The sequence below is a fragment of the Demequina globuliformis genome (genome assembly GCF_000975155.1).
GTDB classification, from domain to species: domain Bacteria; phylum Actinomycetota; class Actinomycetes; order Actinomycetales; family Demequinaceae; genus Demequina; species Demequina globuliformis.
The window spans coordinates 1,224,732-1,248,792 of the sequence record NZ_BBRG01000001.1; the positions used below are offsets into that span (position 1 = coordinate 1,224,732).

General features: G+C 67.7%; 22 protein-coding genes. 4 read left to right on the forward strand and 18 right to left on the reverse strand.

Features of this window, described 5'->3' with window-relative positions; all coding sequences use genetic code 11:
- Positions 1-52: 52 nt before the first annotated feature.
- Together AOP75_RS05600 and AOP75_RS05605 are read right to left on the reverse strand one after the other, a co-directional pair.
- Positions 53-1,648, reverse strand: coding sequence for a DUF222 domain-containing protein (locus tag AOP75_RS05600; protein ID WP_062077307.1), 1,596 nt, complete (start codon positions 1,646-1,648; stop codon positions 53-55).
- A 189-nt stretch (positions 1,649-1,837) separates the two neighbouring features.
- Positions 1,838-2,407 carry a DNA-3-methyladenine glycosylase I gene (locus AOP75_RS05605; RefSeq protein ID WP_062077308.1) on the reverse strand — a complete coding sequence of 190 codons (570 nt, stop codon included), beginning with the start codon at positions 2,405-2,407 and terminating at the stop codon, positions 1,838-1,840.
- A 204-nt stretch (positions 2,408-2,611) separates the two neighbouring features.
- Here AOP75_RS05605 and AOP75_RS12390 point away from each other — a divergent pair, with 204 nt between their 5' ends.
- Positions 2,612-3,493 carry a methylenetetrahydrofolate reductase gene (locus AOP75_RS12390; RefSeq protein ID WP_062077309.1) on the forward strand — a complete coding sequence of 294 codons (882 nt, stop codon included), beginning with the start codon at positions 2,612-2,614 and terminating at the stop codon, positions 3,491-3,493.
- Positions 3,494-3,607: 114 nt separating this feature from the next.
- Here AOP75_RS12390 and AOP75_RS05615 read toward each other — a convergent pair whose 3' ends face one another.
- Positions 3,608-4,033, reverse strand: a complete 426-nt coding sequence (locus AOP75_RS05615) for an OsmC family protein (protein WP_062077310.1) — start codon at positions 4,031-4,033, stop codon at positions 3,608-3,610.
- Between the two features lie 231 nt (positions 4,034-4,264).
- On the opposite strand from AOP75_RS05615, the gene metE reads away from it, so the two are divergent.
- Complete coding sequence (gene metE / locus AOP75_RS05620) at positions 4,265-6,592, forward strand: 5-methyltetrahydropteroyltriglutamate--homocysteine S-methyltransferase (RefSeq protein WP_062077311.1); 2,328 nt, start codon at positions 4,265-4,267, stop codon at positions 6,590-6,592.
- 206 nt (positions 6,593-6,798) lie between these two features.
- Here metE and AOP75_RS05625 read toward each other — a convergent pair whose 3' ends face one another.
- From AOP75_RS05625 to AOP75_RS05650, 6 genes are all read right to left on the reverse strand, one after another.
- Positions 6,799-7,287: a GNAT family N-acetyltransferase gene (locus AOP75_RS05625; RefSeq protein ID WP_062077312.1), complete on the reverse strand. Its 489-nt coding sequence runs from the start codon at positions 7,285-7,287 to the stop codon at positions 6,799-6,801.
- A 4-nt stretch (positions 7,288-7,291) separates the two neighbouring features.
- The gene (locus AOP75_RS05630) at positions 7,292-9,001 is read right to left on the reverse strand and encodes an MFS transporter (protein WP_062077313.1); all 1,710 of its coding nucleotides are present in this window, start codon (positions 8,999-9,001) and stop codon (positions 7,292-7,294) included.
- Between the two features lie 329 nt (positions 9,002-9,330).
- The gene (locus AOP75_RS05635; protein WP_062077314.1) at positions 9,331-10,563 is read right to left on the reverse strand and encodes a cation:proton antiporter; all 1,233 of its coding nucleotides are present in this window, start codon (positions 10,561-10,563) and stop codon (positions 9,331-9,333) included.
- Positions 10,564-10,568: 5 nt separating this feature from the next.
- A complete protein-coding gene (locus tag AOP75_RS05640) occupies positions 10,569-11,048 on the reverse strand; it encodes a cation:proton antiporter regulatory subunit (RefSeq protein ID WP_062077315.1) in 480 nt (159 codons plus the stop codon).
- 393 nt (positions 11,049-11,441) lie between these two features.
- Complete coding sequence (locus tag AOP75_RS05645) at positions 11,442-12,359, reverse strand: phosphotransferase (RefSeq protein WP_062077316.1); 918 nt, start codon at positions 12,357-12,359, stop codon at positions 11,442-11,444.
- Between the two features lie 5 nt (positions 12,360-12,364).
- Positions 12,365-12,931 carry a GNAT family N-acetyltransferase gene (locus tag AOP75_RS05650; protein ID WP_062077317.1) on the reverse strand — a complete coding sequence of 189 codons (567 nt, stop codon included), beginning with the start codon at positions 12,929-12,931 and terminating at the stop codon, positions 12,365-12,367.
- An 85-nt stretch (positions 12,932-13,016) separates the two neighbouring features.
- Between AOP75_RS05650 and AOP75_RS05655 the strand changes: the two genes are divergently transcribed.
- Positions 13,017-14,138: a DNA topoisomerase IB gene (locus AOP75_RS05655; protein WP_083966729.1), complete on the forward strand. Its 1,122-nt coding sequence runs from the start codon at positions 13,017-13,019 to the stop codon at positions 14,136-14,138.
- Here AOP75_RS05655 and AOP75_RS05660 read toward each other — a convergent pair.
- From AOP75_RS05660 to AOP75_RS05680, 5 genes are all read right to left on the reverse strand, one after another.
- Positions 14,135-15,043 (reverse strand): phosphotransferase, encoded by a 909-nt coding sequence (locus tag AOP75_RS05660; RefSeq protein ID WP_062077318.1) that lies wholly within the window; start codon positions 15,041-15,043, stop codon positions 14,135-14,137. The two genes, AOP75_RS05655 and AOP75_RS05660, sit on opposite strands and share 4 nt — an antisense overlap.
- Before the next feature lie 72 nt (positions 15,044-15,115).
- On the reverse strand, positions 15,116-16,333 hold the full coding sequence (locus tag AOP75_RS05665; RefSeq protein WP_062077319.1) for a Dyp-type peroxidase: 1,218 nt from the start codon (positions 16,331-16,333) through the stop codon (positions 15,116-15,118).
- Between the two features lie 2 nt (positions 16,334-16,335).
- Positions 16,336-16,911: a copper chaperone PCu(A)C gene (locus AOP75_RS05670; protein WP_083966730.1), complete on the reverse strand. Its 576-nt coding sequence runs from the start codon at positions 16,909-16,911 to the stop codon at positions 16,336-16,338.
- Positions 16,912-17,037: 126 nt separating this feature from the next.
- The gene (locus AOP75_RS05675; protein WP_152649965.1) at positions 17,038-17,667 is read right to left on the reverse strand and encodes a hypothetical protein; all 630 of its coding nucleotides are present in this window, start codon (positions 17,665-17,667) and stop codon (positions 17,038-17,040) included.
- A gap of 51 nt (positions 17,668-17,718) precedes the next feature.
- Entirely contained in the window at positions 17,719-18,897 is a 1,179-nt protein-coding gene (locus AOP75_RS05680; protein ID WP_062077321.1) for a MalY/PatB family protein, read from the reverse strand.
- 110 nt (positions 18,898-19,007) lie between these two features.
- On the opposite strand from AOP75_RS05680, the gene AOP75_RS05685 reads away from it, so the two are divergent.
- Positions 19,008-20,063 (forward strand): hypothetical protein, encoded by a 1,056-nt coding sequence (locus tag AOP75_RS05685; protein ID WP_152649966.1) that lies wholly within the window; start codon positions 19,008-19,010, stop codon positions 20,061-20,063.
- Here the strand turns inward: AOP75_RS05685 and AOP75_RS05690 are convergent.
- The 4 genes from AOP75_RS05690 to AOP75_RS05705 form a co-directional block, all read right to left on the reverse strand.
- Positions 20,011-20,463 carry a hypothetical protein gene (locus tag AOP75_RS05690; protein ID WP_062077323.1) on the reverse strand — a complete coding sequence of 151 codons (453 nt, stop codon included), beginning with the start codon at positions 20,461-20,463 and terminating at the stop codon, positions 20,011-20,013. The genes AOP75_RS05685 and AOP75_RS05690 overlap by 53 nt on opposite strands.
- 54 nt (positions 20,464-20,517) lie before the next feature.
- Positions 20,518-21,357, reverse strand: a complete 840-nt coding sequence (locus tag AOP75_RS05695) for an ATP-grasp domain-containing protein (protein WP_062077324.1) — start codon at positions 21,355-21,357, stop codon at positions 20,518-20,520.
- Positions 21,358-21,366: 9 nt separating this feature from the next.
- Positions 21,367-22,503 carry a VanZ family protein gene (locus AOP75_RS05700; RefSeq protein WP_152649967.1) on the reverse strand — a complete coding sequence of 379 codons (1,137 nt, stop codon included), beginning with the start codon at positions 22,501-22,503 and terminating at the stop codon, positions 21,367-21,369.
- A gap of 266 nt (positions 22,504-22,769) precedes the next feature.
- Positions 22,770-24,056, reverse strand: a complete 1,287-nt coding sequence (locus tag AOP75_RS05705; protein WP_062077326.1) for an MFS transporter — start codon at positions 24,054-24,056, stop codon at positions 22,770-22,772.
- Between the last annotated feature and the right edge of the window lie 5 nt (positions 24,057-24,061).

The window sequence follows — 24,061 nt, forward strand, 5'->3', positions numbered from 1 at the left end:
GCGTCTCTGTCGCTGCGCGTCTGCCACGCTCGAGTCGCGAGCCTGACCGCTGTCAGTTACGGGGTCGATCTGCGGCAGACGAGGATGGCGCCGGCCTCGCGTCTGAACCGGGTGACGTCGGCATCGTGTCTGAGCCGGGCGGCCCTTGGTCGGACCCAGTCGGCGCCCCATGATCGAGCGTGAGCGCGGCACGACCCCCCAGAATCGGCCGCCTCTCGGGATCATGCGACGCCGGTGGGATCAGCCATACGCGCGTGGGGGTCGTGGAGATCTCCCACCCCGTGTCATGGATCCTGTGGTGGCACGCAGTGCACAGCAACACGCCATTGTCGAGGTCCGAGGTGCCGCGGTCCCGCGCCCACCATTTCACGTGGTGGGCGTCGCAATAGCTCACCGGAGCGTGACACCATGCGCAGCCCCCATCGCGCTCTGCCAATGCGATGCGCTGAGCGCGCGAGAACTGGCGCCGCGACCTCCCGAGGTCGAGCGGCTCGCTCGCGCCCCCAAGGACAACGGGAAGGATCTCGGCGTCGACGGCCAGCAGACGCAAAGTGCTGATCGAGATGGGGCCGCTGGTCGTATCGCATTCTGCGACTCCCGTGCCAGCGTTCAGATCTGATTGGGCAACGCGCACCACCACCGTCGCTTTGACGCCCATCGTCGGCTCCTCGCAGCCCAGGCCGTGCTTGGCGAGGTCAGCGATCGCATCTGCGCGCATCTGACCGGGGGTGCGATCGTCGACGCCGTGCGGAAGTCCGTGCCGTGCTTGGAAGCCTTGCCGGACGTGCGCGTCGACCCATGCGCGCAAAGGCGCCGCCGCCGTGGGATCAAGGCGCCCGGAGATGGTCGTCATGCCATCAGCGTCTTCCGTGAACGCGATAAAGCGTTCGGCCCGCTGGTGGCGCTCGAGCTGCTCAAGATCCTGTGGCGCCCTATGCGCCCGCAGTTGCCGGCACGCACGCCGGAGCTCGGACAGCGACAACTTCTTCGCCCGTGCCACGAGTTGACGCTCCAGGCGGCCGACGCCCTGCGCATACGGGGTCATCGACCCGGCCCGCGTTGGAGTGGTCGACGATGGACCAGCGGAACCTTCGGCTTTCGCGGCGACCTCGAGGGTGCGCGTAATCTCAGCGGCCGCTGCGGCCGTCAGCTCACCATCTGTTAGCGCCTGTGCGACACGTGGAAAGCGCGACTGTTGCGGCGCGCCCGCTTCGCCGCCCGCAGGGTCGTTCAACCCCGGTACAAGGTTGTTGTCGCGGTCACTGCCGTCACCGGCGGCGGATTGGGGGTTCCCTTGGTGGTCGGGCCGGGGAGGCGTGGCCGGTACAGCGAGGGGCTGGAGCGACTTCCCGACGTCTATGAGGCGCCCCGCTTCGCCGTGGCCAAGGCCCCATTCTCGCGCGATGGACTCCACCGGGCTGGAGTGCCCCTCCTGCCGTGCCAACCCGTTCGCGCCCAGGCTGGGGTCAGAGCGCCTCGCGACCTCTGCCGCGACGGTCGCAGAAACGGCGTCAAGCGCACGGCGAGCGGCACCGACCGCAGCGCGCACCTCCGCCAGGCGAGCGCGGTCGAGAGTGACGGGCTCGACGCCTTCGAACGCGCGCAACCGAGAGACCTCGCGGTCGAGAACCTCGGTGTTGAGCGCCATGGATCTATCCCATCATGGGGGTGTGACAAAGAGGATCAAAAGCCATCAAAGTGTGTAAAGAGAGCCATTAGGAGGCGCCTGGGGACAACGCCGGGTGGACCCTGGGGACACGCCGGGGGCGGGACCGGGGGGACAACGCCCCGGGGCACCGCCGTACCCCGCCAATCCTTCGCAACTTCCCCGCGCGCCTCATCCCGTACGCGCCACGCAACCCGCGATGTGATCGTCCACCAATCCGACGGCTTGCATCAGGGCGTACATGGTCGTCGGCCCCACGAACACGAAGCCCAGCGCCTTCAATTCCTTGGCTAGTGCCGTTGACTCGGCAGTGGACGCGGGGACCTCGGACCAATCCGCAGGGGGAGCGTCGCGCGGCGCGGGCTGGTGGCTCCAAATGACCTCGTCGAGCGTGCGACCGTTGTCGTGGAGTGCCACGACGGCGCGAGCATTGGTGATGGCCGCATCGATCTTGCGGCGATTGCGGACAATGCCGGGGTCGTTCATGAGCCGGTCGCGATCCTCGTCAGTGAATGCGGCGACGGCCTCCGGGTTAAACCCCGCGAATGCGTCGCGGAAGTTGTCCCGCTTGCGAAGGATCGTGAGCCACGACAGCCCCGACTGGAATCCTTCAAGCGTCATGCGTTCAAAGAGCCCGTCTTCGGTATGGACCTCATGCCCCCACTCGTGATCGTGGTACTCCTCGTAGAGCGTGTCGCCTGCGCCAAAACAGCGGATCAAGTCGTTGGTCTCGGTGATCATTGCCCCAGTGTGACTCGGCCCCGCGACCTGTGCCGCGTGCCCCGCACAAACCCGTGGACAAGCCCTCGACATCCGCCGCCTGGGGACTACGGCCCTAGTGGCGCTCAGCCGTGCTGCCCACCCGAGCATCGTCCCTGTTCAGGGACCGAGTGCTGCCCGGGGCATCGGCCCCCTGACCGCCTGTCCGCTATTGTTGCGACCGCTATGACGATCCGTGAACTCCTGAGTGCGCGCAAGCCCACTCTCAGCTACGAGCTCTTCCCTCCGCGCACGCCCGCGGCCGAGTCGACCCTCGAAGCGACGATGCGAATGCTCGTGGACACGGACCCGGACTTCATTTCCATCACATACGGCGCGGCCGGCGCTACGCGCGACACGTCGCGCGGCGTGGTGCAGAAGCTTGCGAGCAGCCACACCATCCCTCCGCTCGCGCACCTCACCTGCGTAGACCAGTCGCGAGACGAGGTCATTCAGGTCATCGAGGAGTACCTCGAAGAGGGAGTGCTGGACTTCTTGGCTCTGCGTGGCGACCCGCCGGCCGGTCAGGCGGATTGGCAGCCTCACCCGGACGGCCTGCGATACGCGCATGAGCTCGTGACGCTGTTGCGACAGGTGGCGCACGCGCACGGAATCGACAACCTGAGCATTGGTGTGGCGGCCTTTCCCGCCCAGCACGTGCTCCCGCAGTGGCGCGATCAGGGGCTCCAGGTCCTGCGTTCCAAGCAGGACGCGGGCGCGGATTTCGCAATTACCCAGGTGTTTTACGACATTGGCCACTACACGTCGCTGGTGGAGGACGCGCGCGCCGAGGGCATCACAATTCCGATCATCCCGGAGGTGATGCCGCTCGTGACCGCGCAGCGCGCCCACCGTGCCGCGCAGATCACGGGCGTTGCGACCCCCGCGGAGATCATTGCCGACCTCGAGGCCGCGGAAGATAACGCCACGGCGCGCGCGGCGGGCGTGGCCCATGCTGCAAGGTTGTCATGCGGACTGCTCGACGCGGGGGCGCCTGGCATCCACGTGATCACGTTCAACAAGCATGAGGCCGCCATGGACCTCGTGACGGAACTGCCGCTGCGCTAGGCCGCGCCCTCACCGCGAAGTGGCGAAAAATGGCCGCTATAGCGCCGCAAAACAGTCAAATGGAGCCATTTGGCGGGGACGGCGGCCGGGAAGGCGGCGGGCCGATGCCGCGAGCTAGACCTCGCGGAGCGTCACCTCAGCGCCGTGGACAACGGTGCGGGACACGGTGCAGGTCTTCTCTTCCGCGGACTTGAGGGCGGCGGCCACACGTGCGCGAGCCTTGTCGCCCTCGGCGCCCTCGGGGAAGGCCACGTCGAATGCCACGTCAATGTCGCGCAGGATGGCGGGCGACGAGCCGCCGACCTTGTCCGCCGTGACCGTGGCGTCGAACTTGGTGGGCTCGGACCGCCGGGACGTCATCATGTCGAGGTCGGTGGCGGAGCAACCCGCGATAGCGACCATCAGGAGCTCGACGGCGCTGAGTGCACCGTCCACGTTGTAGCCAAACCGGTACTCCGCGCCGTCGGGGTTGCGGGCGACGTAGACGCCCTCGGCTTCGCGCACCAGCGTGACCTGCTTGGGAGTGATTTCTTCAGCCATCTGTCCAGTGTCTCACTCGCCCCTGACGCGGCGCTCACCGCACGCGATCCAGCCCGGCCACCGGAGCTTTACCAGGCCGTCTCGCTATGTGGACAAGGTGTCTCAACTGGCGGTGGCAATTCCTACCACGACGCGCTAGAATCGCGAGCGCACCCCTCGGCGCAGCGTAGACGCGCGTCGACCAAGCGCAATGGCGAGCCCGCCGCGCACCCCAAACCTCTACGAGGAACTATGTCTGACATCACTCAGTCCTCTGCCCCTGCGCCCGCCTTCCCCGGCGGCACCATCCTTGGATACCCGCGCATCGGCCGAATGCGTGAGCTCAAGCGGGCACTGGAGTCGTTCTGGAAGGGCAACTCCTCCGAGGCGGACCTCGAGAAGGTCGCCGCGGACCTGCGGGCCGCCAACCGCGACCGCATCGCCGGTCTGGGCCTGGGCCGCGAGGACAGCTCCATCCCGTCCAACTTCTCCTTCTACGACCACGTGCTGGATGCGGCTGTCACCTTTGGCGCCATCCCCGCTCGCTTCGCTGACCTCCGCGCGGAAGACGGCTCCGTCGACCTCGCCGGCTACTCCACGATCGCCCGCGGAAAGGGCGACAAGGCCCCCCTCGAAATGACCAAGTGGTTCGACTCGAACTACCACTACCTGGTTCCCGAGATCGGCCCCGACACCGAGTTCTCGCTGAACTCCACCCGCTGGGTTGACGAGTTCGTCGAGGCCAAGGAAGCCGGCTTCATCACCCGCCCGGTCATCACCGGCCCGCTGACCTTCCTGTACCTGTCGAAGGCCGCCGACGAGGCACCCGAGGGCTACCAGCCCATCGATCGCCTCGACGACCTGCTGCCCGTGTACATCGAACTGCTGGCCGCCTTCAAGGCCGCCGGTGTCGAGTGGGTTCAGATCGACGAGCCGATTCTGGTCGCGGACATCGACGCCGACCGCGCCGAGGTCCTCGACAACGCCACCAAGGTCTACCGCGCCCTGGTCGCCGCTGAGTCGCGCCCCGCGCTGTTCGTCGCCGCTCCGTACAACTCGCTCGACGACGCACTTCCGGTGCTGAAGAACACCGCCGTGGATGCCATCGGAATCGACCTGGTGCGAGGCTCCGTGCCTCAGGGCGTTGACCTCAAGGGCGCGACGATCGTCGCGGGCGTCGTTGACGGCCACAACATCTGGCGCACCGACCTCGACGAGGCGCTGCGCAAGGCCGATGAGGTCGTGGCGCTCGGCGCCAACGTCACCATCGCGACCTCCACCTCGCTGTTCCACGTGCCCCACACCCTCCAGGGTGAGGAGCACCTGGGCGAGGAGCTGCTCAGCTGGCTCGCTTTCGCGGATGAGAAGGTGGGCGAGGTCGTCACGCTGTCGACCGCTCTCACCCAGGGCGACCAGGCCGTCGCCGGTGCGCTCGGCGAGGCCCGCGCCGCGCTCAAGGCACGCGCCGAGCACCCCGGCACCAACCGCGCCGACGTCCGCGACGCTCTCGCCGCGGTCAAGGACGGCGACTTCGAGCGCACCGCATACTCGGTGCGTGCCGCCGCTCAGGACGCCCGCTTCAACCTGCCGGAGCTCGCGACCACGACCATCGGCTCGTTCCCCCAGACCCCCGAGATTCGCAAGGCGCGCGCCGCGTGGGCCAAGGGTCAACTGTCGGACGCCGACTACGAGCAGGCGATGAAGGACGAGATCGCCCAGGTCGTGAAGCTGCAGGAGGACTTGGGGCTCGACGTCCTGGTCCACGGCGAGGCCGAGCGCAACGACATGGTGCAGTACTTCGCTGAACTCCTCGAGGGCTTCGACGTCACCAAGAACGGCTGGGTCCAGTCCTACGGTTCGCGCTGCACCCGCCCCTCCATCCTGTGGGGTGACGTGGCTCGCTCCGAGGCCATGACGGTGACGTGGGCCAAGTACGCCCAGTCGCTGTCGGACAAGCCGGTCAAGGGCATGCTGACTGGTCCGGTGACGATCCTCGCGTGGTCGTTCGTGCGTGACGACCAGCCGCTGGGCGACACCGCCTTCCAGGTGGGCCTGGCCCTGCGTGGCGAGATCAAGGACCTCGAGGACGCCGGCATTGGCATCATCCAGGTCGACGAGCCCGCCCTGCGCGAGCTGCTGCCACTCAAGAAGGCCGACCAGCCCGCCTACCTCGACTGGTCCGTGAAGTCCTTCCGCCTCGCGACCTCCGGCGCTCAGGACGACACCCAGGTGCACACCCACCTGTGCTACTCCGAGTTCGGCGAGGTCATCGACGCGATCGACGGCCTGAACGCAGACGTCACCTCGATCGAGGCCGCGCGCTCCCGCATGGAGGTGCTGCCCGCGATTAAGGACCACGGCTACGAGCGCCAGATTGGCCCCGGCGTGTGGGACATCCACTCGCCCCGCGTGCCCTCGACCGAGGAAGTCACCGAGCTCCTGCAGCTCGCGAAGGACTCGATTCCCGGCAAGCAGCTGTGGGTCAACCCCGACTGCGGTCTGAAGACCCGCGGCTACGAGGAGACCAACGCCTCGCTCGAGAACATGCTCGCCGCGACTAAGGCAGTGCGCTCGGCGTAACCCTTGGCGCGTGAAGCGCGACGGTGAGGGCCGATGCTCGGGTGACCCGGGCATCGGCCCTCACCTTTTGTATCGACGCGCCCCAACCACCGCCGCGTGCATCTGAGTGCCGGTTTCGTCCCCAAAGTCGGCACTCACATGCACGAACCGTGGGGCACGCGAGGTAGGGGATCTTTCGCGTCACCCGGGCAAGCTCAGGGCGGCACTTACGAGGTGGACAGCTGGAAGTACGCGACGTCGATCCAGCGATCGAACTTGCGGCCTGCCTCGACGAGCGTGCCCACCTCCGCGAAGCCCAAAGAGCGGTGCAGGCCTATGGATGCGTCGTTGGGAAGGGCAATGAGCGCGATCGCGCTGTGAGCATGCGAGGCTCGCAGGCCGTCGAGTAGCGCCGTGTACAGCGCGCGCCCGGTCCCGCGTCCGCGTGACTCCATGCCGAGGTAGATCGAGGTCTCAACCGTGTGCAGGTAGGCGGCACGCGGCCGGTAGGGAGCCGCGTACGCGAATCCGACAATGCCGCCGTCTTCCTCGGCCACGAGGTAGGGCAGCTCCTTGTCGAGCACGGCCTGAATGCGCTCCGCAATCGCATCCGCGGAGACCTCGTCGTACTCGAAGGTAATGACGGTGTCGCGCACGTAAGGGTTGTAGAGAGAGGCGATGGCGGCGGCGTCGGCCACCGTGGCGTTCCTGATCATTCCTCTATTGTGCGGCAGGTTCAGTGCCTGGTTCGGTCACGTCGGCGCTCGCCACAGCGGCATCGGCCCATGGTGCGGTGGCCGCTGCGCGCTGAATGACCTGAGCCGCAGCCTCGACCGCGCTGTCAGCGGCCTCAACTGCCAGTGCGGCCTCCGTCGCGACCGCCTGGGCCTGCGGGGTCGCAGAAGCGTCTCGCTCAGCGAGGGCCGTGACAGCCTCGTCGACCATGGCCCGCACCTCAGCCACGTCCTCTGCGCTGATGTAGCCGGCGGGCTCCACTAGGTAGTGGCGCGTATCGAGGGCCGATGCATCGGCTGGGACTTCCACGGAGACCTCGGCGGGCAGCGGCGCGCCGGCGGCAGGAACGGTGGCGAACGACTGGATCGCCGGGACGGTGGCGGCTTCCGTGCCGCGGCGTGCGGGGCGGCGCAAGTAGTGCCAGGCCGCTAGCGCGGTGAGGACACCCACACCGCCCGCAACGGCGGTGACTGCGAACCCGGCCTGGGAGCCGCCCGCATCGATCGCCACGCCTGCGCCCCACGCGCCAATGGCGACGCCGAGGTCAATGCCCGTGCGGGTCCAGGTCATGCCTTCGGTCATCCGTGCGCGCGACACCGATTGGTGCACGAGCGAGTCACCAATCACCATGTTGGGCGCAATGAACAGCCCCATGCCAAACAGCAGGCCGCCCAGCACAAACATGGACGGGGCGAAGGCGAGCATGGCGGCAAAGGTGCCGGTCGCCGTGACGCCCAGGACCAGGCGCGTGGCCAAGGAGCGACGCCACCCGATCACCCCGTACGCTAGGCCGCCGACGAGCGAGCCCACCGACCACACGCCCAGGATCAGGCCGGAGGCCTCCTTCACGTGCAACGCCTCGGTGAACGCCACCACCGCCGCATCGATCGACGCGAACATGGCGCCCTGCGTCAAGAAGATCAGCGCCGCAATCGCCAGAGTCGGCGTGGTCAACAGCAGGTTGCCGGCGAAGGGATTGCGGTAGCGCCGTACGCGGCGCACGGTCGAGGTCTCTACGGCAGGCAACGCAGCGCCCGCCCCCGCCGTCGCAGGAGTGACGGCCAAGGCGGCCTCAGTGAGTCCGGCATCGGCGCTCAGGCGGCGCACAGGAGGCTCGGTCGCCTTAAGCGCCAGGAACGCGTAGCCGCCCACGGCGAGGGAGATAACTGCGATGACGGACGGCAGCCACGAGGCCACGGACACGGCAAGCACGGTGGACACGGCCGGGCCGCCAATCCACAGCAGCTGTTCCATCGAGGATTCGAAGGAGAACGCCGTCGCAAGTTGCTTGTCGTCCTTGACCGCGTGGCTCCAGCGTGCACGCGTGAGCGTGGACTGCGAGCCGCCCGCGGCGAAGGTGGGGGCAATGAGTACCAGCACCCATAGCGGTGCTCCATTGAGCGCCGCCACCAGCAGACCCACGCGACCAGCGATCGCGATCGCGTACCCCCACCGCAGCACCCTGGCTTGCCCGTGCGCGTCGACGAGGCGTGCCACCTGCGGCGCAATCAGCACGTAGGACACGGATATGGCCGCCAGCATGACGCCGCCCGCGGCGTAGGAGCCGTACTCCATCTGCACCAGCAGGAAGGTAGCCAGGCCCGTCATGCCCATTTGTAGGCGAGCGATCAGGCCCCAGAACGCGAAAGCGCGGGCACCGGGCAGCGAGAGGACCTCGCGGTAGCGCGACAACACAGCAGAACATCCTTGAAGAACAAAAAGGGGTGTCCTTGAGCGAGGGGCAGAAACTGCTTGCCTGGGTGGGGACCGCATCCGGGCTCGCCCGCATGCTTGCCACATCACCCGCGCGGTGTGGCCAGCGCGTCACCCGCTCAGACGGGGTGACGAGATCAATATTCACACAGCGATTCGGGTGCAGGTGACCATTTTTGCGAGCATTTTTTCGCCAGCACAAGCACGGGTCAAGTCCGCTTTGGTGGACCCTTGGGCAGGAGTGGGCCGATGCCCCGGCTGGGTCAAGAAATGACCCCCCGAACGGTCACATTTGGGTAGGTCGCCGGTCGCTACGGCAGCCGCGCCGGGGTTCGCGGTGGCGGGGTTCTGCGCAAGAAGCGAGGAGAAGGGATCTTGTCGGCAAAGCGCATGAGGAGCGAGCCGGTGAACGCCAAGATCAACACGTAGCCTGCGGCGAGCGGACCGAGTTGGGGCTCGACCCCGGCCGCGACGCCCAGCCCTGCGATGACGATCGAGAACTCGCCGCGGGGAACCAGGGACAGGCCCGTGCGCCATTGGCCCTTGGGGCCAATCCCGTTGCGTTTCGCGGCGTAGATGCCGACGGCGATTTTGGTCACTGCGGTGATGGCGGCGAGGATCAGCGCCGGGACCAGCACGGGGATGAGGTTGCGTGGGTCGATCCCGATGCCAAAGAACACAAAGAACAGGCCGCCAAAGACATCTCGCAGGGGCGGCAGCAGGCCCCGGACGTCGTCGGCCACCTGGCCGGACAAGGTCAGTCCCAAGAGGAATGCGCCCACGGCGGCGGAGACCTGGACCGCGTCTGCGAGGCCAGCGACCAAGAAGGTGAGGCCCAGGACGGTCAGCAGCAACAGCTCGCGCGAATGCGAGTGCACCATCGAGGAGACCTTCTCGGAGTACCGCATGGACACTACGAAGGCGAGCGCGACCAGGGTGAGAGCGATCGCGGCGGCGATGGCGCCTTGGATGACCGTGGCGCCCACGAGCAGCACCGCGGTGATGGGGAGGAACACCGCCATCACGATGTCCTCCATGACGAGGATGCTCAGCAGGATGGGAGTCTCGCGGTTCGCGATGCGATCAAAGTCATCCAGCAGGCGCGCGATGATCCCCGAGGAGGAGATGTAGGTCACGCCGGCCAGCAGCAGGGAGGCCGTGGGCGACCAGCCGAGGATGAGGCCCATCGCGAACCCAGGCACTCCGTTGGCCAGGCCGTCGAGCAGGCCAGCTACCCAGTTGGACTTGAGGCCATTGCGGAGGTCCCGTGGAGAGTACTCGAGGCCCAGGAGCAGCAGGAGCAGTACCACGCCGATCTCCGCGCCCACCTCGAGGAACTCTTCGCCTGCGGACACAGGGATGAGGCCGCCCTCTCCCATGAGGAGGCCGGCCAGCAGGTACAGCGGAATGGACGGGATCCCCATGCGCGCGGCGAGGCGACCGAGCCCTGCGAGGACCAGCAGGATGATGCCCAGCTCGATGAGCACCTCTCCGGCATGGCTCGCCTCGGGCTCGGGGAGAACCTCGAGCGGTAGGGGGATCATGGCGACTACCGGGTCAGGATGGCGGTGGCCTGGCGGACTGCGCTCGCGCTGCCCATCACAAGGACGGTGTCCCCCGGTTCAAAGACAAAGTCGGGTCCCGGGCCGGGTAGGCCCGTTTCGCCACGGATGATCGCGACAACAGAGGCGCTCGTTTCGGTGCGGATCTTGCCGTCGGCAATGGTCTGGCCTGTCAGGCCGCCAGCGGAAGGCATCGTGATCCACTCGATCGCGAGGCCTTCGACGTTGTGGCGCAGCGACTCCAAACGGGCGGTGATGGAGGTGCCGCCCAGGAGCTCGGCGAGCTTCGCCGAGTCCCCTTCGGACAGTTCCACGGTGCCGCGGCAGGAGTCCGGATCGTCGCGGTCGTACAGCGCGAAGTCACGCTTGCCGTCGCGTCGCACGACCACGCCTACGTGGTCGCCGCTGTCCGCCTGGAACTCGTACCGGACGCCAATGCCCGGAAGCGGAGTCTCGTAGATGTCCATGCGGCCCAGTCTGCCACTTCTCCCTCTCCGCCAAATGGAGCCATTTGGTTGTTATGGCCGTGCATGCCAGCCAAAACGTGCCACTTCGTGCACGTACGGCCCCCGATTGGCCACCTCGCGTCTGGTGATCGTGGAGTAGGCCGGCGCCGTAGGGTGCAGCCAAGCCCGCCGGCGCCGTGGGGTGCAGCCAAGCCGGCCAGCGCCGTGGGGTGCAGCCAATCCCGCCGGCGCCGGCTTGCGCCCTGGCCAGCCCGCCCCGCGCGCCAGATCACCCAGCCCGCGCGCTACGCCACCCGGTTCGCGCCCGGGTGCCTGGCGCATCGGCCCGGCTGAAGTGGCACAAAGTGCCTGTTATAGCTCGCTAAAACAGCCAAATGGAGCCATTTGGCGGGGTTAGGCCTCGTGAGCCAGGTCGAGTTCGATCAGGCGCTCCCAGGCCATCCGCAGCAGGTAAGGATCGTCGATCTCGATGTAGCGCAACGCCGCAAACAGTTGGTACGCCTGCGCTCGACGCATGGTCCCGGGGCTTGCGTAACCGTAACCGGCCCAGAACCGGTCCTGGAGGTGCGCGGGCACGATGTTGAGCGCGCATCCCAGGTCCGCGGCGGGGTCGCCGGCACCAAAGTTGTGCCACAACAGCAGCCCGCGGAAGGCGCCTTGATCGGAGCAGACCGAGCGCGGCTCGATGCGCCCGTGCGTCCACGTGGGCGGGATGTCGATGGGCTCGGCAGCGCGATCGACGAACCGTGCCACCAGACTCGCGGCGTCCATCACGCGGTTCTCCGGGCCCACGCGATTCTTCACTCGCGCGACCAGCGCCTCGAAACGGCCGATGCGCGCGTCCAGGCTCACGTTCGTGCGGGGGTTGCCAGGGGCGCCCAGCGGCGCTGGGGTGTGGATCTCCCGCAACGCGCGGCCGAACGGAACCGCGGCATCGTCCCTCAACGGCACAAAGGCGGCGGTCGATGACGAGACCCATTCGACGACGATCCACTGCCACGGGAATCCATGCCCTGGCTTGCCCGTCGCAAGCGGCGTGCTTGCGGGAAATGTCCAGGACTTGGACGGCCCCGCGATCAGGTCAGTCACGCGGCCGTAGAGCTCCGCATACGCGGCCACACGCGGAAACACCGCACCGTAGTCGTCGCCAATCCGCATCGCAAAGTGATCCTCGAGCGTGTAGCGCCGCCCCAGCTCGCGATCCTTGAGCCACGGGAACTGCTCGTCGACGAGCGCGCGCACGGTGTCATCGGAGATGTACAGGGGGCCATCAGACGGCCCGGAGGCATGGTGCTCAACCGGCAGGGACACGGATGTCAGTCCTGTTCGCGGCGCGCGCGCCAGTCGCGCGCGAGCAGGCCGTAGATGGCGTCATCGCTGACCTCGTCCTCCACCCAATAGGCTTCCCGCCGGATGCCTTCGGCAAGGAACCCGATCCGTTCAAGGACGCGCACCGACGCGATGTTGTGGGGGTGGGTGGAGGCTTCTATGCGGTGGACGCCCAGGTCGAAGACCGCGTAGTCCACGAGGCGCGCGGTGGCCTCCGTGGCGTAGTGATGCCCGCGCGCCCACGGGTGGAGGGTGAATCCCACCTCCGCGGTCTTGCCGTTGCCGCTGAGGTACACGGCGACGTCGCCCAGCACCTTCGCATCACGGCGCCGCTCCACGGCGAGCTGGTACCAGTGCCCCGGCATGGGTCCGGGCCGTGAAGTGATGTCTGCGATGAGTTCGCGTGCACGTTCAACCGGGTAGGGCGCGCGCCACGCCTGGTATTGCGCGGTCGTGGTGTCGGAGCGGCGTTCGGCCAAATCCTCCGCGTCGTCCATGGTCATGGCGCGCAAAATGAGGCGGTCAGTCTCGAGCGGGGCGAACGTGTGCTCCATGGCACCCACGGTATCGGCCCCGGGTGTGGCGCGCATCACAGGCTCGCCCCAAGACAGCGCCGCGACCAGGGATTACTGTCATGTCATGCCTAGGCTTCGACGTTCCCGACCCGCTCAGCCGGGGCTTACCCGCCGGCGCAGCGGCCAGGGTTGGACGTACCGCGACGCGGCTGGAGAAACGGTGCGCGATGCCGAGGTGCGGGCGCGCATCGAGTCGCTGGCTATCCCGCCCGCGTGGACCGACGTGTGGATCTGTCCGGATCCGCACGGCCACTTGCAGGCGCTGGGGACGGACGACGCCGGCCGGCGCCAGTACATCTACCACCCCGCGTGGCGGGAGCGCCGGGATCGCGCCAAGCACGCACGGGTGTTGGAAGTCGCGTCGGGCATGCCGGCGGCACGCGCCGTGGCTGAAGGCGACATTGCCCGGGGTGACCTGTCCCGCGAGCACGTGCTGGGCGTGGCGTTCCGGTTGCTGGACCGCGGTTTGTTCCGTGTGGGCGGTGAGGGCTATGCCGCTGACAACGGGTCGTATGGGCTGGCAACGGTGCTGCGGGACCATGCGCGAGTGAGCGGCGATGAAGTGACGTTCGACTACGTCGCGAAGTCCGGCAAGGACCGGCACGTGGTGGTGGCCGATGCTGACGTGGCTTCCGCGATCACGACCCTGAAGCGCCGGGCTGGGGACGGCGAGGAGTTGCTGGCGTACCGGGTGCAGGAGTCTCCGGTGAAGTGGCGCGATCTCACCAGTGACGACATCAACGGCTACATCCAGATGGTGGTCCAGCCGGACGCCACCGCTAAGGACTTCCGTACATGGCACGGGACTGTCATTGCTGCGCACGCCTTGGCGGGGGCCGATGCCGCGGAGGACTTGTCGCCCACGGCACGTAAGCGCGTGGTCGCGTCGGTGATGCGAGAGGTGGCGGCTCAATTGGGCAACACTCCCGCGGTAGCCCGCGCCTCCTACGTGGATCCGCGGGTGGTGGACCTGTGGGAGGACGGCGTCACCATTGAGCCGGTGGTCGACGCGTTGGGTGAGCACGCAGAGGACTTGTCGCCCTCGGCGAGGGATGCCGCAGTGCAAGCCGCGCTCGAGCAAGCGGTGGTGGACATGCTGACGCAGGCGCCGGACGTGCGTGAGGCGCGCCTGCGTCGTGACGCGCGCCGGGCAGCGCAGATCGCTCGCGCGACGGATCCGAACTAGCGAGACCCGTCGGTCACGTGCGCGAGGGCGCGTCGCCCCGCGGCTCGGTATGGGTCGTCTTCCATCGCAGCGAGGGTCAAGGCGTAGTGAAGGGCCTCAGCTTTGACATGCCGACGCCCGGCAGCGCTCGCGATAAAACTGGCGGCACCATCGGTGGCGACTCCGGCGTATGCGTCGATCATGGGGGCAACATTCGCCCGCCCCACCAGCACCGCGGCTTGGCCCAGGTCAGTTGCGGGTGAGCCGGCCGCGGCGTCGCCCCAGTCGATGATTCCGGCGAGCCTGCCGCCTCGAGTGAGCACGTTCTCGCCGTGGAGGTCGAGGTGAGTCCACGTGCGGGGCGGAGCGGTGGACGTGAGCGCCGCCTGAAAGGCCGCGCGCAATGGTCCGGTCGCGATGTCCATGTCGCGTTCGACGAGGGCGAGCCTGGAGTTGAACTGCTCGGCGCGCTCGGCGAGTTGAAGCGAGCGGAACGGATTCTCAGGCGCGTCCTCTGGCGCAGGCTGATGAACCTGTGCGAGCGCGCGGCCCAGGTCCCGGGCGCCCTCCACGGACAGCGGCTCGTCGTACGCGATGGTGCCGTCGATCCACGGGACGACGGCCCACCGCCAGGGGTACGTTCCCTGCGGAACGCCCGTGCGCTGAGGAATGGGACACGGGAACGTCCACGTCCTGGCGATGGTCGGGAGCCAGTCGAGTTCGGTGGCCGCGATGCGCGCGCCAATCTCCCGGCGCGGGAGGCGCACGGCGAGCGTGTCGCCCAGCCTGTACGTGATGTTGTCCCAGCCCTCGACCCGCGCGCCAATGGGCAGCGTGGCGAGGTCGGGGTGTTGCTCGTTGAGCAGCGCCCGTACCAGGGCGTCGTCTACCTCGACCTCGGCCTCCGGGGTGGCCATCATCGTCATGCATCTCACCGTAGCGCCGGTGTGGACGTTCTCCGCAAGCGCCACTCGCCACTGTGATGGGAACGCAACTCTTTACGCGAGCAACGTCTCTCCGACGTAGCCGCCGGCAGAGCAGCCCGGCGGGATCGCGAAGACCGCGGAACCGATGGGCGTTGTCCACGTGTTGAGGAGGTCGGCCTCGTCAAGCCTGCGCTGGATGGGCACAAACTGGCGCACAGGGTCCGCTTGATAGGACGCGAACAGCAACCCCGACTCGGAGACTCCGTCGCCGGAAGGTGGCACGTCGTAGTTGTACCCGCGCCTGAAAATGACCTCATGCGGCTCGACGGGCCGCGAGCGCGCGATGTGCGAGACGGGAGAGATCACGGTGTGGCCGGCGGGTGTGGTGGCCTCGAAGTCGGGTTCGTCCGACTCGCGACTGCCAGTGAGCGGCGCCCCGGTGGAAATGTCGCGGCCGACCGAAAACGACCGGCCGGTGGGGTCCACTTCGTCCCACGTATCAAGGTTGAGGCGGATCCGGCGCAGCACCAGTGACGTGCCGCCTGCCATCCAGCCGTCGGTCGACCACACGACCTTGTCGAACGTGGGTGTGCCGGGGTTCGGATTGGTCGTGCCGTCGACTTGGCCAAAGAGGTTGCGCATGGTGGTGCCGGAGACCTCCGAGCCGTACGCGCGCCGGAAGCCGTCTTGGCGCCACTTGAGCGTCGCGAACGAGCGCGCGTCCTTGAGGAGCATCCTGACCGCGTGCGCCACAGTGACCTGGTCGTCGGCGCTCACGAGGAGCAACAGGTCGCCATCGCTGTAGGCCTCATTGAGGTCATCGATTCCGAACGCCGGCAGCGGAGCCAGCCACGCGGGCGTCGGCCCGTCGGCCCGCTTCACGAAGCCTGGACCAAATCCAAAGGTGACCGTCAGCCCGGCCGGCACGGTTGCGAGCTCGGGCTCTGTGTCAGCGAGGGCGCCGCGGCCCTCCATGAGGCGCGCGGCGTCGTCGCTCAGGACCCGCATGAGGCGGCGCAACGCCTCGCGATTTATGCCGGCGTTCAGGTCGAGCGCCACAAAGGATGCGTACGACGCCACCGGGGTAGCGATGCCGCTTTGGTGTGCGCCGTGAAACAGGTGCGCGACCGCGCCGTTGATTCCGGTCGTGTCAGGCACGGGGGCGGCCTGGCCAGCGGCCGCCCGGTCAGTGGTGAGTGCCACGGCAGCGCCGAGCCCGGCGGCTGCCCCTCCAAAGAGGAGCCGCCGCCGGGTGGTGCCGTGGCCCGAGGACGCGTCGGGCTCAGTCATGACTAGTGATCGTTGCCCGAGTGGTCCTCGTCTGAGCCCGCGTCTCCCGAGTGCTCCATGGAACCGTGGTCCTTGTCGCCTACGTACTCCTCGTTTGCTCCGGTGTAGTCCTTGGCAACCGTGTCCATCTCGACGGTGCCGCCACCCTCAAACTCGAGCGTGACCGGCACATCGGCCCCGGCCTCAATGGGGTCGGTGACGCCCATCAGCATGATGTGGTTGCCGCCCGGCTCGAGGACCAGGGTGTCGCCCGCCTCGATCGTGAAGCCGCCATCCTTTTCAGACATGGACATGCCGCCTGCGTCGTCCATCGACGTCTCATGCAGCTCAACCATGGAAGAGGCGTCGGTGGTTGCGGCGATGAGGGTGATGGCCTCATCTCCCTCGTTTGTGATCTCTCCAAAGGTCGCGGTCATGCCGGAGTCGGTGGCCTTGGTCCACGCGTCGACGATCGCGACGTCGACGTTCGTAGCGGAGCCCGCCTCGGTGGCATCATCGCTGCTCGCGCATGCGGCGAGCGATGCGGCGGCGAGGACAGCGACGGCGCTCAGGCGCGCGTGGGTGGGGACAGTAAACATGGGTAGTTCTCCAAGAATCTCAGGGCGTGGTGCCCTGGTGTCAGCACACATGGGGGCGCGAGAGATCGCGCCAAAAGAAGACCTATTGCGGCACGCGCAGTGGCACAAAATGCCCGCTATAGGTACCTAAAACAGCGAAATGGAGCCATTTGGTGTGAGGGGAGGGCCGCGTAGGCCGATGCCGCCGGTCACCGGGGAGGGCCGCGGCGCCTGACTGGGGGTCGCGACCGCGACGAGGGTGCGAGGGACGGGCGGGAGGGCGCGAGCCGCACCGAGGTCGAGGACGGGCGCGAACAGCGATCGCATGGCGCGGCCTGCACGCACGAGCGCCCAGTCCACACGCGCGAGCAACACCGTCGTCACCACAGCTGCTGCCAGGTGCGACAGCGTCATGACGCCGCCACCGTGGGCACCGTGAACAGCGGCCTCGGCGCTCAAGGCGCCAGGTTCAAGATGGTGAGCGTGGGCGCCCGCGGCCGTCACGGTAGCGCCGGAACCGACCACAAAGAGGGTGTGAAAGAGGGCTTGGCTCGCCGTCACGGCGAGCCCGGTACGCCACCAGGACCCCATGCGCCCGGCCAGCTGCCAGCAGACGGCAAAGGACAACACGACGGGGACCAGCACACCGGTCAGGCTGGGGACAGAGCCGCCACCGGTCACGTGGGAGCCCAAGGCGACGAGCGTCGCAATCGCGGCTGCGGTCAGGGCGCGCGCGGCGCGCACGCCGCGACTCATCCCCTGGCTCCCCGTGGTCACGGCACGATTCTCGCACGACCCAACCGGGGCATCGGCCCGCTCGACGGAGCACTACCCCCGGTGTGTCGAAGCGCCCATGCGGCGCACGGCTTCAGTGATGATCTCGGGGTGCGTCGCGATGTTCAGGCGCACGTGCCCCGCGCCACCGGCGCCGAAGGTGGGTCCGGAGTTGAGCGCCACCCGGGCGTGCTCAAGGAAGTGAGCGGCAGGGTCGGCACCGAGTTCCAGGCCCGTGCAATCAATCCAGGTCAGGTACGTCGCCTGCGGTATCGCATAAGCGGCACCGGCCAGGTGTTCCTCGACAAGCGTGCCGAGCAGGCGGCGGTTGGCGTCGAGGCCCTCAAGCAAGGCATCGAGCCACGGCCCACCGTGACGGTACGCGGCGGTCTGCGCGATCGTCCCAAAGTGGGTGGGCCCGTGGTGGGTCGACGCGGCGTAGCGGGCGACCTCGGCCTGCACGGCGGAGCCACCCACCACGATCGCCGCGGGGATGCCCGCAAGATTCCATGCCTTGGACGCAGCCATGATGGAGAAACCACGCTCGCCACCATTGACGCTCAGGTACGGCACAAACTCGGCGTCGTTGAACACGATCGGAGCATGGATCTCATCCACGACCACCGTCACTCCGTACTGATCGGCGAGTGCCGCGACGCGTTCCAGTTCCGCGCGTGTGTGCGCCACCCCCGTGGGGTTGTGCGGGCTGCACAGGAGGTAGGCAGCAGGCTTGCCGTCCGCGGTCGCGGTCCTGAACGCCTCCTCGAGTGAATCGAAGTCCAGGCGCAGGTCAGCGCCAAGGGGCGCATCCGTGATGCGGCGGTCTGCGGCCTTCAGGTAAGAGAAGAAGGGTGGGTAGACGGGTGGATTGACAACCACCTGGGAGCCGGGCTCGGTCATCATCACGATGATGTCGACGTATCCGGTAATGACGTCCGTGACCGTGGACATTTGACCAGGGGACACGTTCCAGCCCCAGCGCTGTTCGGCGAACTGGGCTAGCGACTCCGTGTAGTCCGCCCCGGACGCGTAGCCCATGTCGCCGCTCGACACCGCCCGGGCGAGCTCCTCGCGGATGGGCTCCGCGAGCGCCACGTCCATCTCCGCGACCCACAGTGGGAGGACGTCGGGATCGTACTTACGCCACTTTGCACTCGTGCGCGAGCGCAGGTCGGACAGCGAAAGCGCCGTGAGCGGATTGGGTTCAGTCGTCTGAAGGGCAGGCTGGGCCATTGTCACACTGTGGCAACCCGGCGCGTCCGGCGCAAGTGCGTGTGGGTTCTCTCACGCCTTGACGCGCGTCCACCGGCCGTCCCCGCCGGGCGCCAACTACGCTCGCTTCCATGAGCAGGCGCGGCGCGATCCCAGACAGGAACGATGCTGGGCGGGTCCCCATTGGCGCGATCCTCACCGTACTAATTTTGGCGGGCGCGGGGTTCGGTGCGTACTGGTTCCTGGGCGAGTACGGCTTCATCGACGACGGGTCCGGCGGCGCCGATGAGGCCGCTGGCGAGGCTCCCGGCATTGTTGCCGACGGCGAAGAGCCCGAGTGGCTCGCAGGAACAGGCCACGACTTGCCTGACGTGATTGACGCCAGTGGTGAGCGCCCCGCGATGTATGAGCTGCCCGACTGGATCTGGGAGGTCAACGACCAATCGTGGGACCTCACCGTCGTTCGCGAGGGAGAAGGCGACGGCCAGGAAGCGCTTGCTGAAAGGCAAAACCTCGTGCTCGTGAGCCCCACCGACGAGCTCTTCTTGGTGACCGATGAGCTCCGCAATGATTACTTGATGTCCGTGGTCCACTGGGACGCCGAGCAGGACGTGACGTGGCTGCGGCGCGGCGGCCGCCCAGGACCGACCGTCGTCACGGAGTTGTCCCTCGTGACCGGCGAGGCGGACACCCAGTGGGACAACGGTGCAGTCGCGCCGGTCAACAACGTGGACGGCGACATCGTGGACGTGGGCTACATCGGGATCCAGCCAGATGGCCTTGAACTGTGGGAGTCCGCCTCTTCCGGCAAGTACCTCACGGGAGTGTTGTGGCGCGACGGTGACGACTTTGTGCGGTCGCTGATCAGCGCGCGCATTGAGCGCATGGCGGCGCAAGGGTTTGGCGACGGCGCAGGGGTCGAGGCCTGGATTGACGTCAACGGCATGCGCGCCGTCTATCACGGCACCTACGACGGTGACGGCGAGCCGGAGGAGCAGTGGCTCGTGCACAACCTCAGTGACGACTCGTTCGCGGAAGCCTCGGTTGATGTGCCCAGTGTGGGCTGTACGCCGGTGGATGCCGTGCGCCGCGGAGCCTTCGACGGTGACCTCATTGAGGCCAAATGTGACGGCGTCACCTACCTGCTTGACCCCTACGAGTCGGGGGCGCCGCAGGCTCAGGAGTAGGCCTCGGGTCGATCACCGTTTCCCCGCTCTTGGCGAGCGCGGCGCGAAAACTCTCGACGTCGCCGCCGCACCTGCTGAGGTCAGCGGCGTCGAGCACTGTCACCAAGGCATCGGCCCGCTTGGCCAGCACGACCGGTAGCCCTGTGACGGCGACCTTGGCCCGCAGGTCGGGCGACAGTTCGTTCCGGTGCAGGAGCCGGAAGGGGGCGCCAAGGTCCGCGACCATGCGATCCCACGCGCGTTTGCGGCGCACGGGCGAGTGGGTGATGTCGCACAGCGCGCACTCCCGCTGCCCCATCAGGTGGCCCACCACGTACGCGACCTCGCCGCGCACACCGCCGTCCGCGTCGTAAATGCCCACGTACTCAGTGGGGGCGTCGGCATGCGCTGCGTTGCTCATAGTGACAGTAACGCCGCGCGGCTCCCATCACTTCCTGGGGGCCGATGCCCGTGGTTACGGCAGCAGCGCGCGGAACGCCTCGGCGGCGCGCTCGGGTGCGCCACCGGAGGTGTGGAGGAACAGGCTGGGCTCGGCGAGCTCGAGCTCAAGAATGACGGGACCGTCCTCCGTTGGCAGGAGGTCGACGCGGGCGTAGGCCAGGGGAGGCAGCGTCGCCACCACCCTGTCGGCGAGTGCGCGCTCCTGCTCCGAGGGCGTGTACTCGGAAATCTCCTCGTCTGCGTACAGGCCCGTCGAGTTTGTCTGTTCCTTGGACAAGATCGCGGCCTTGCGTGCGGCGTGCGAGAACCGACCCCCCAGGTAGACCATCGCGGTTTCGCCCACCGTGTCCACCTGTTCCAGGTACGGCTGCACCATCGCGACCTTGCCCTGGCCGTGCAGCGCCGCCATGTGCTCGCGCGCCGCGGATGGCTGGTGGCGGAACAGTCGTGCGCCGGCGGAGCCCGCACCCACGGAGGGCTTGACGACGACCATGCCGGACAGGTCGCCGTCCCACTCGTCACCGGGGGCGACGAACGTGGTCGGCACCACGGGCAGGTCGCGATCGGCAAGGTCGGCCAGGTAGCGCTTGTCCGTGTTCCACAACAGCGTCGGAAGGGGGTTCATCAACGTCGTGACTTCCGCCGTGCGCGCTGCCCAGGCGAGGAACTCGTCGAGGCGCTCGGTGTAGTTCCACGTGGAACGGATGATGGCGACATCGAAGCGCGACCAGTCAACCTCGGGGTCATCCCAGGCCGCCAGTTCTGCCTCCTGCAAGTGCGGAAGTAAGAGCTGCTCGTCGCCGTCAGGCTCGGGCAGTTCGACGGTCGTCACGATGGCAATGCGTGCGGTCATGCGGTGAGGCTACCGGTCGTAGCGGTCCGCGTGAAAAGCCTGGTCGCCTGTCGGGTCATGGGGCGTAGCGGCGATCGACGGCACGGAGCGCACCCGGGACGCGGAGGCCAGCGCCGTGATGGAGCGCCGGTCCCCACGGACGATCGCGCTGGCGCCATCGGCCATGACCATGAGCGGCCCCGCGACGGCGGGCGACACCACCCACGGCAGCCAGCGCACAAGCCCGCGCACCACCACCGACCAGCCCCGTGGTCGGCGGCCGTGCGAGTCCTCCCGCACGGGAGCGAGGTTCATGACGGCTTGCCCGAGCGTCGCACGGTCCCGGCGCAGGAGCGGAATCAGCAGCCCCATGGTCGTGGCGCTCGCGATCCGCGCGGCCATGGTGAGCGTCGCGCTGGCAGGCTCGCGGCTGGGGTCGCCTCCCAAGGCGATGTCCCACACCATGACGGCGCCGATTTCGATGGCGCTCAGCAGGACGAACCCCACCGCCAGGTCCACTCCCACGGCTACGGCGCGGCGGATCCGTCCCGGCGGGCCCAGGTCTGGCTCCGGGGAGGGGCGAGTGAAGGAGAAGATCGCGCCAATGATGGCGGAGGCGATGACGCCCAGGATTGCCCCCGTGGTGTTGGTGACAATGTCGTCGATGTCGAAGCGGCGGTACGGGCAGGGGTAGAGCCCAAAGAACGCTGTCCCTTGCGACAGTTCGATCATGGCGGACACCATGAAGGAGGTCGCCACGACGGCAATCGCCGGCCAGCGAGCCGCCTGGTGGAGGAAGAAGCCGAACGGTACGAACAGGGCCACGTTGGCGGCGAGTTGCCAGAACGTGAAGGACGTCAGCGTCGCCGTGGCGCCAAGCCCGGCGTTGAGTGCGCGGAGTTCATCGAGCGAGTGGCCCAGATCGAGCTGCCACGACTGCACTCCCCCGGCGCTACACAGCAGGTCGGCCTCGGTGGGCAGTGGAAAGACGGTGAACGCGGCGAGCGCCACTGCGGAGGCGAGGAGCCCCGCCGCTGCGAACAACGGCCACCCACGCAGGCGTCCGTAGCGGCGCACTGTCGCGGCGAGGACGGGGATGGTCGCGAGTGGGATCAATGCGGCCGTAGCGAACACGGTCAGCATGGCACTCGAGTAGTACAGGCTCACCGCGTCAGAATAGGCGGAGGACCTGTGAGTGCGGTCCGTTGTGCCGGAGATGATCCGGCGTCGGCGCCTCGGGGGGAGGGGCGGGAGGCGCCGACGCTCGGAAGAGTGGCGGCTCAGGCGACCTAGTCCCCGGATGATCGCCCGAGCCACTTCTTTGTCGGTGACCTCTGCGTCACCTGACGACACTTGAAGACTATGGCGCCGCCAGGCACGACTTCTGGGCCCTTGGTCCCCTGCGCTGTGTGACGTGGGTCACGCCACGGGATTTACACGTTGGGTGGCAGCGGCGGGGTGTCGACCCAGTCGTCTGCGCCGTGCATGGACGGCGGCTCGGCCTCCGTTGAGGCCACGCCGGGACGCTCCGTGCCCCGGCGCACAACGGGAGCGGTGAGCACAGCGATGCCAAGCATGGCGACCGCCGCGCCCGCTCCCAGGAACAGCCCCGCCTGGGCATCGATGTGATCGACAAGATAGCCGCCGGCCCAGGCGCCAAAGCTCACCCCCACGCCTTGGCCGATCCGGAGCCAGCCCATGCCCTCCGTGATTTGGTCGCGGCGCACGACGCGCTGCACCACGGTGTCGCAGTTGGTGAGCGTAGGCGCGATCGCAATGCCGGCCACGAATCCCACCGCCCCCAACATGATCATATTGACTGACAGCGACAGCACGCTCATTCCGATGGCGAGCATGGCAGTGCCGATGATGAGCCGCTTCCACAGCGGGGTCTTCCAGTGGCGCGTGCCGTACATCAGGCCGCCCATGAATGAGCCGAAGGCGATGACCCCTAGCGCGAGGCCCGCCCAACCTTGGTTGCCCATCTCTTCCGCGAACGCCACGATGGAAATGTCGATGGCCCCGAACATCACTCCCAGGCCAAGTGCCACGAACGTGACCGCGACGATCGCAGGGGGAATGCGCAGGCCCAGGGTCTGACCTGCGCCAGAGGTGCGGCGCGCGGGGGGTTCGGTCGACCGCTGCGACAAGAGAATGGCAAGTCCCACCACCATCGCCGTAGTTGACACCACGAGTCCGGCCGCAGGCCACACTGCGGTAGCCAAGATGGTCGCGAGGGCGGGGCCGGAGATGAAGAGCACCTCGTCGAGCGCGCCTTCAAGCGCAAACGCGGTGTGGATGTCCTCATCTGAATCCAGCATGTGGGACCACCGCGCGCGGGTGAGCGACCCCAAGGGGCCTTGGAACGAGGCGAGGATGACGGCGATCCACAGGACCCATTCCGGCTCCTGATTGATGGCGGCCCACACGCCCACCACTGCGCCCGTAACGTGCAGCATCGCGAGCGGGATCATCGCCGCCCGTTGGCCGATGCGGTCGGCCAGGCGGCTCGTGGGCACCGTTTGCAGGGCCCAGCACAGAATGCCGATGGCGGCCACACGGCCAGCCATTTCATAGCTGCCGTACTCGATTTGCACCATGAGGATGAAGGAGATGTTGAACATCGACATGGGTAGGCGCGACAGGAGTCCCGCGAACGCGAACGCGGCGGCGCCAGGCTTGCTCAGAATTGAGCGGTAGGGAGAGAGCACGTGCTCCATGCTCT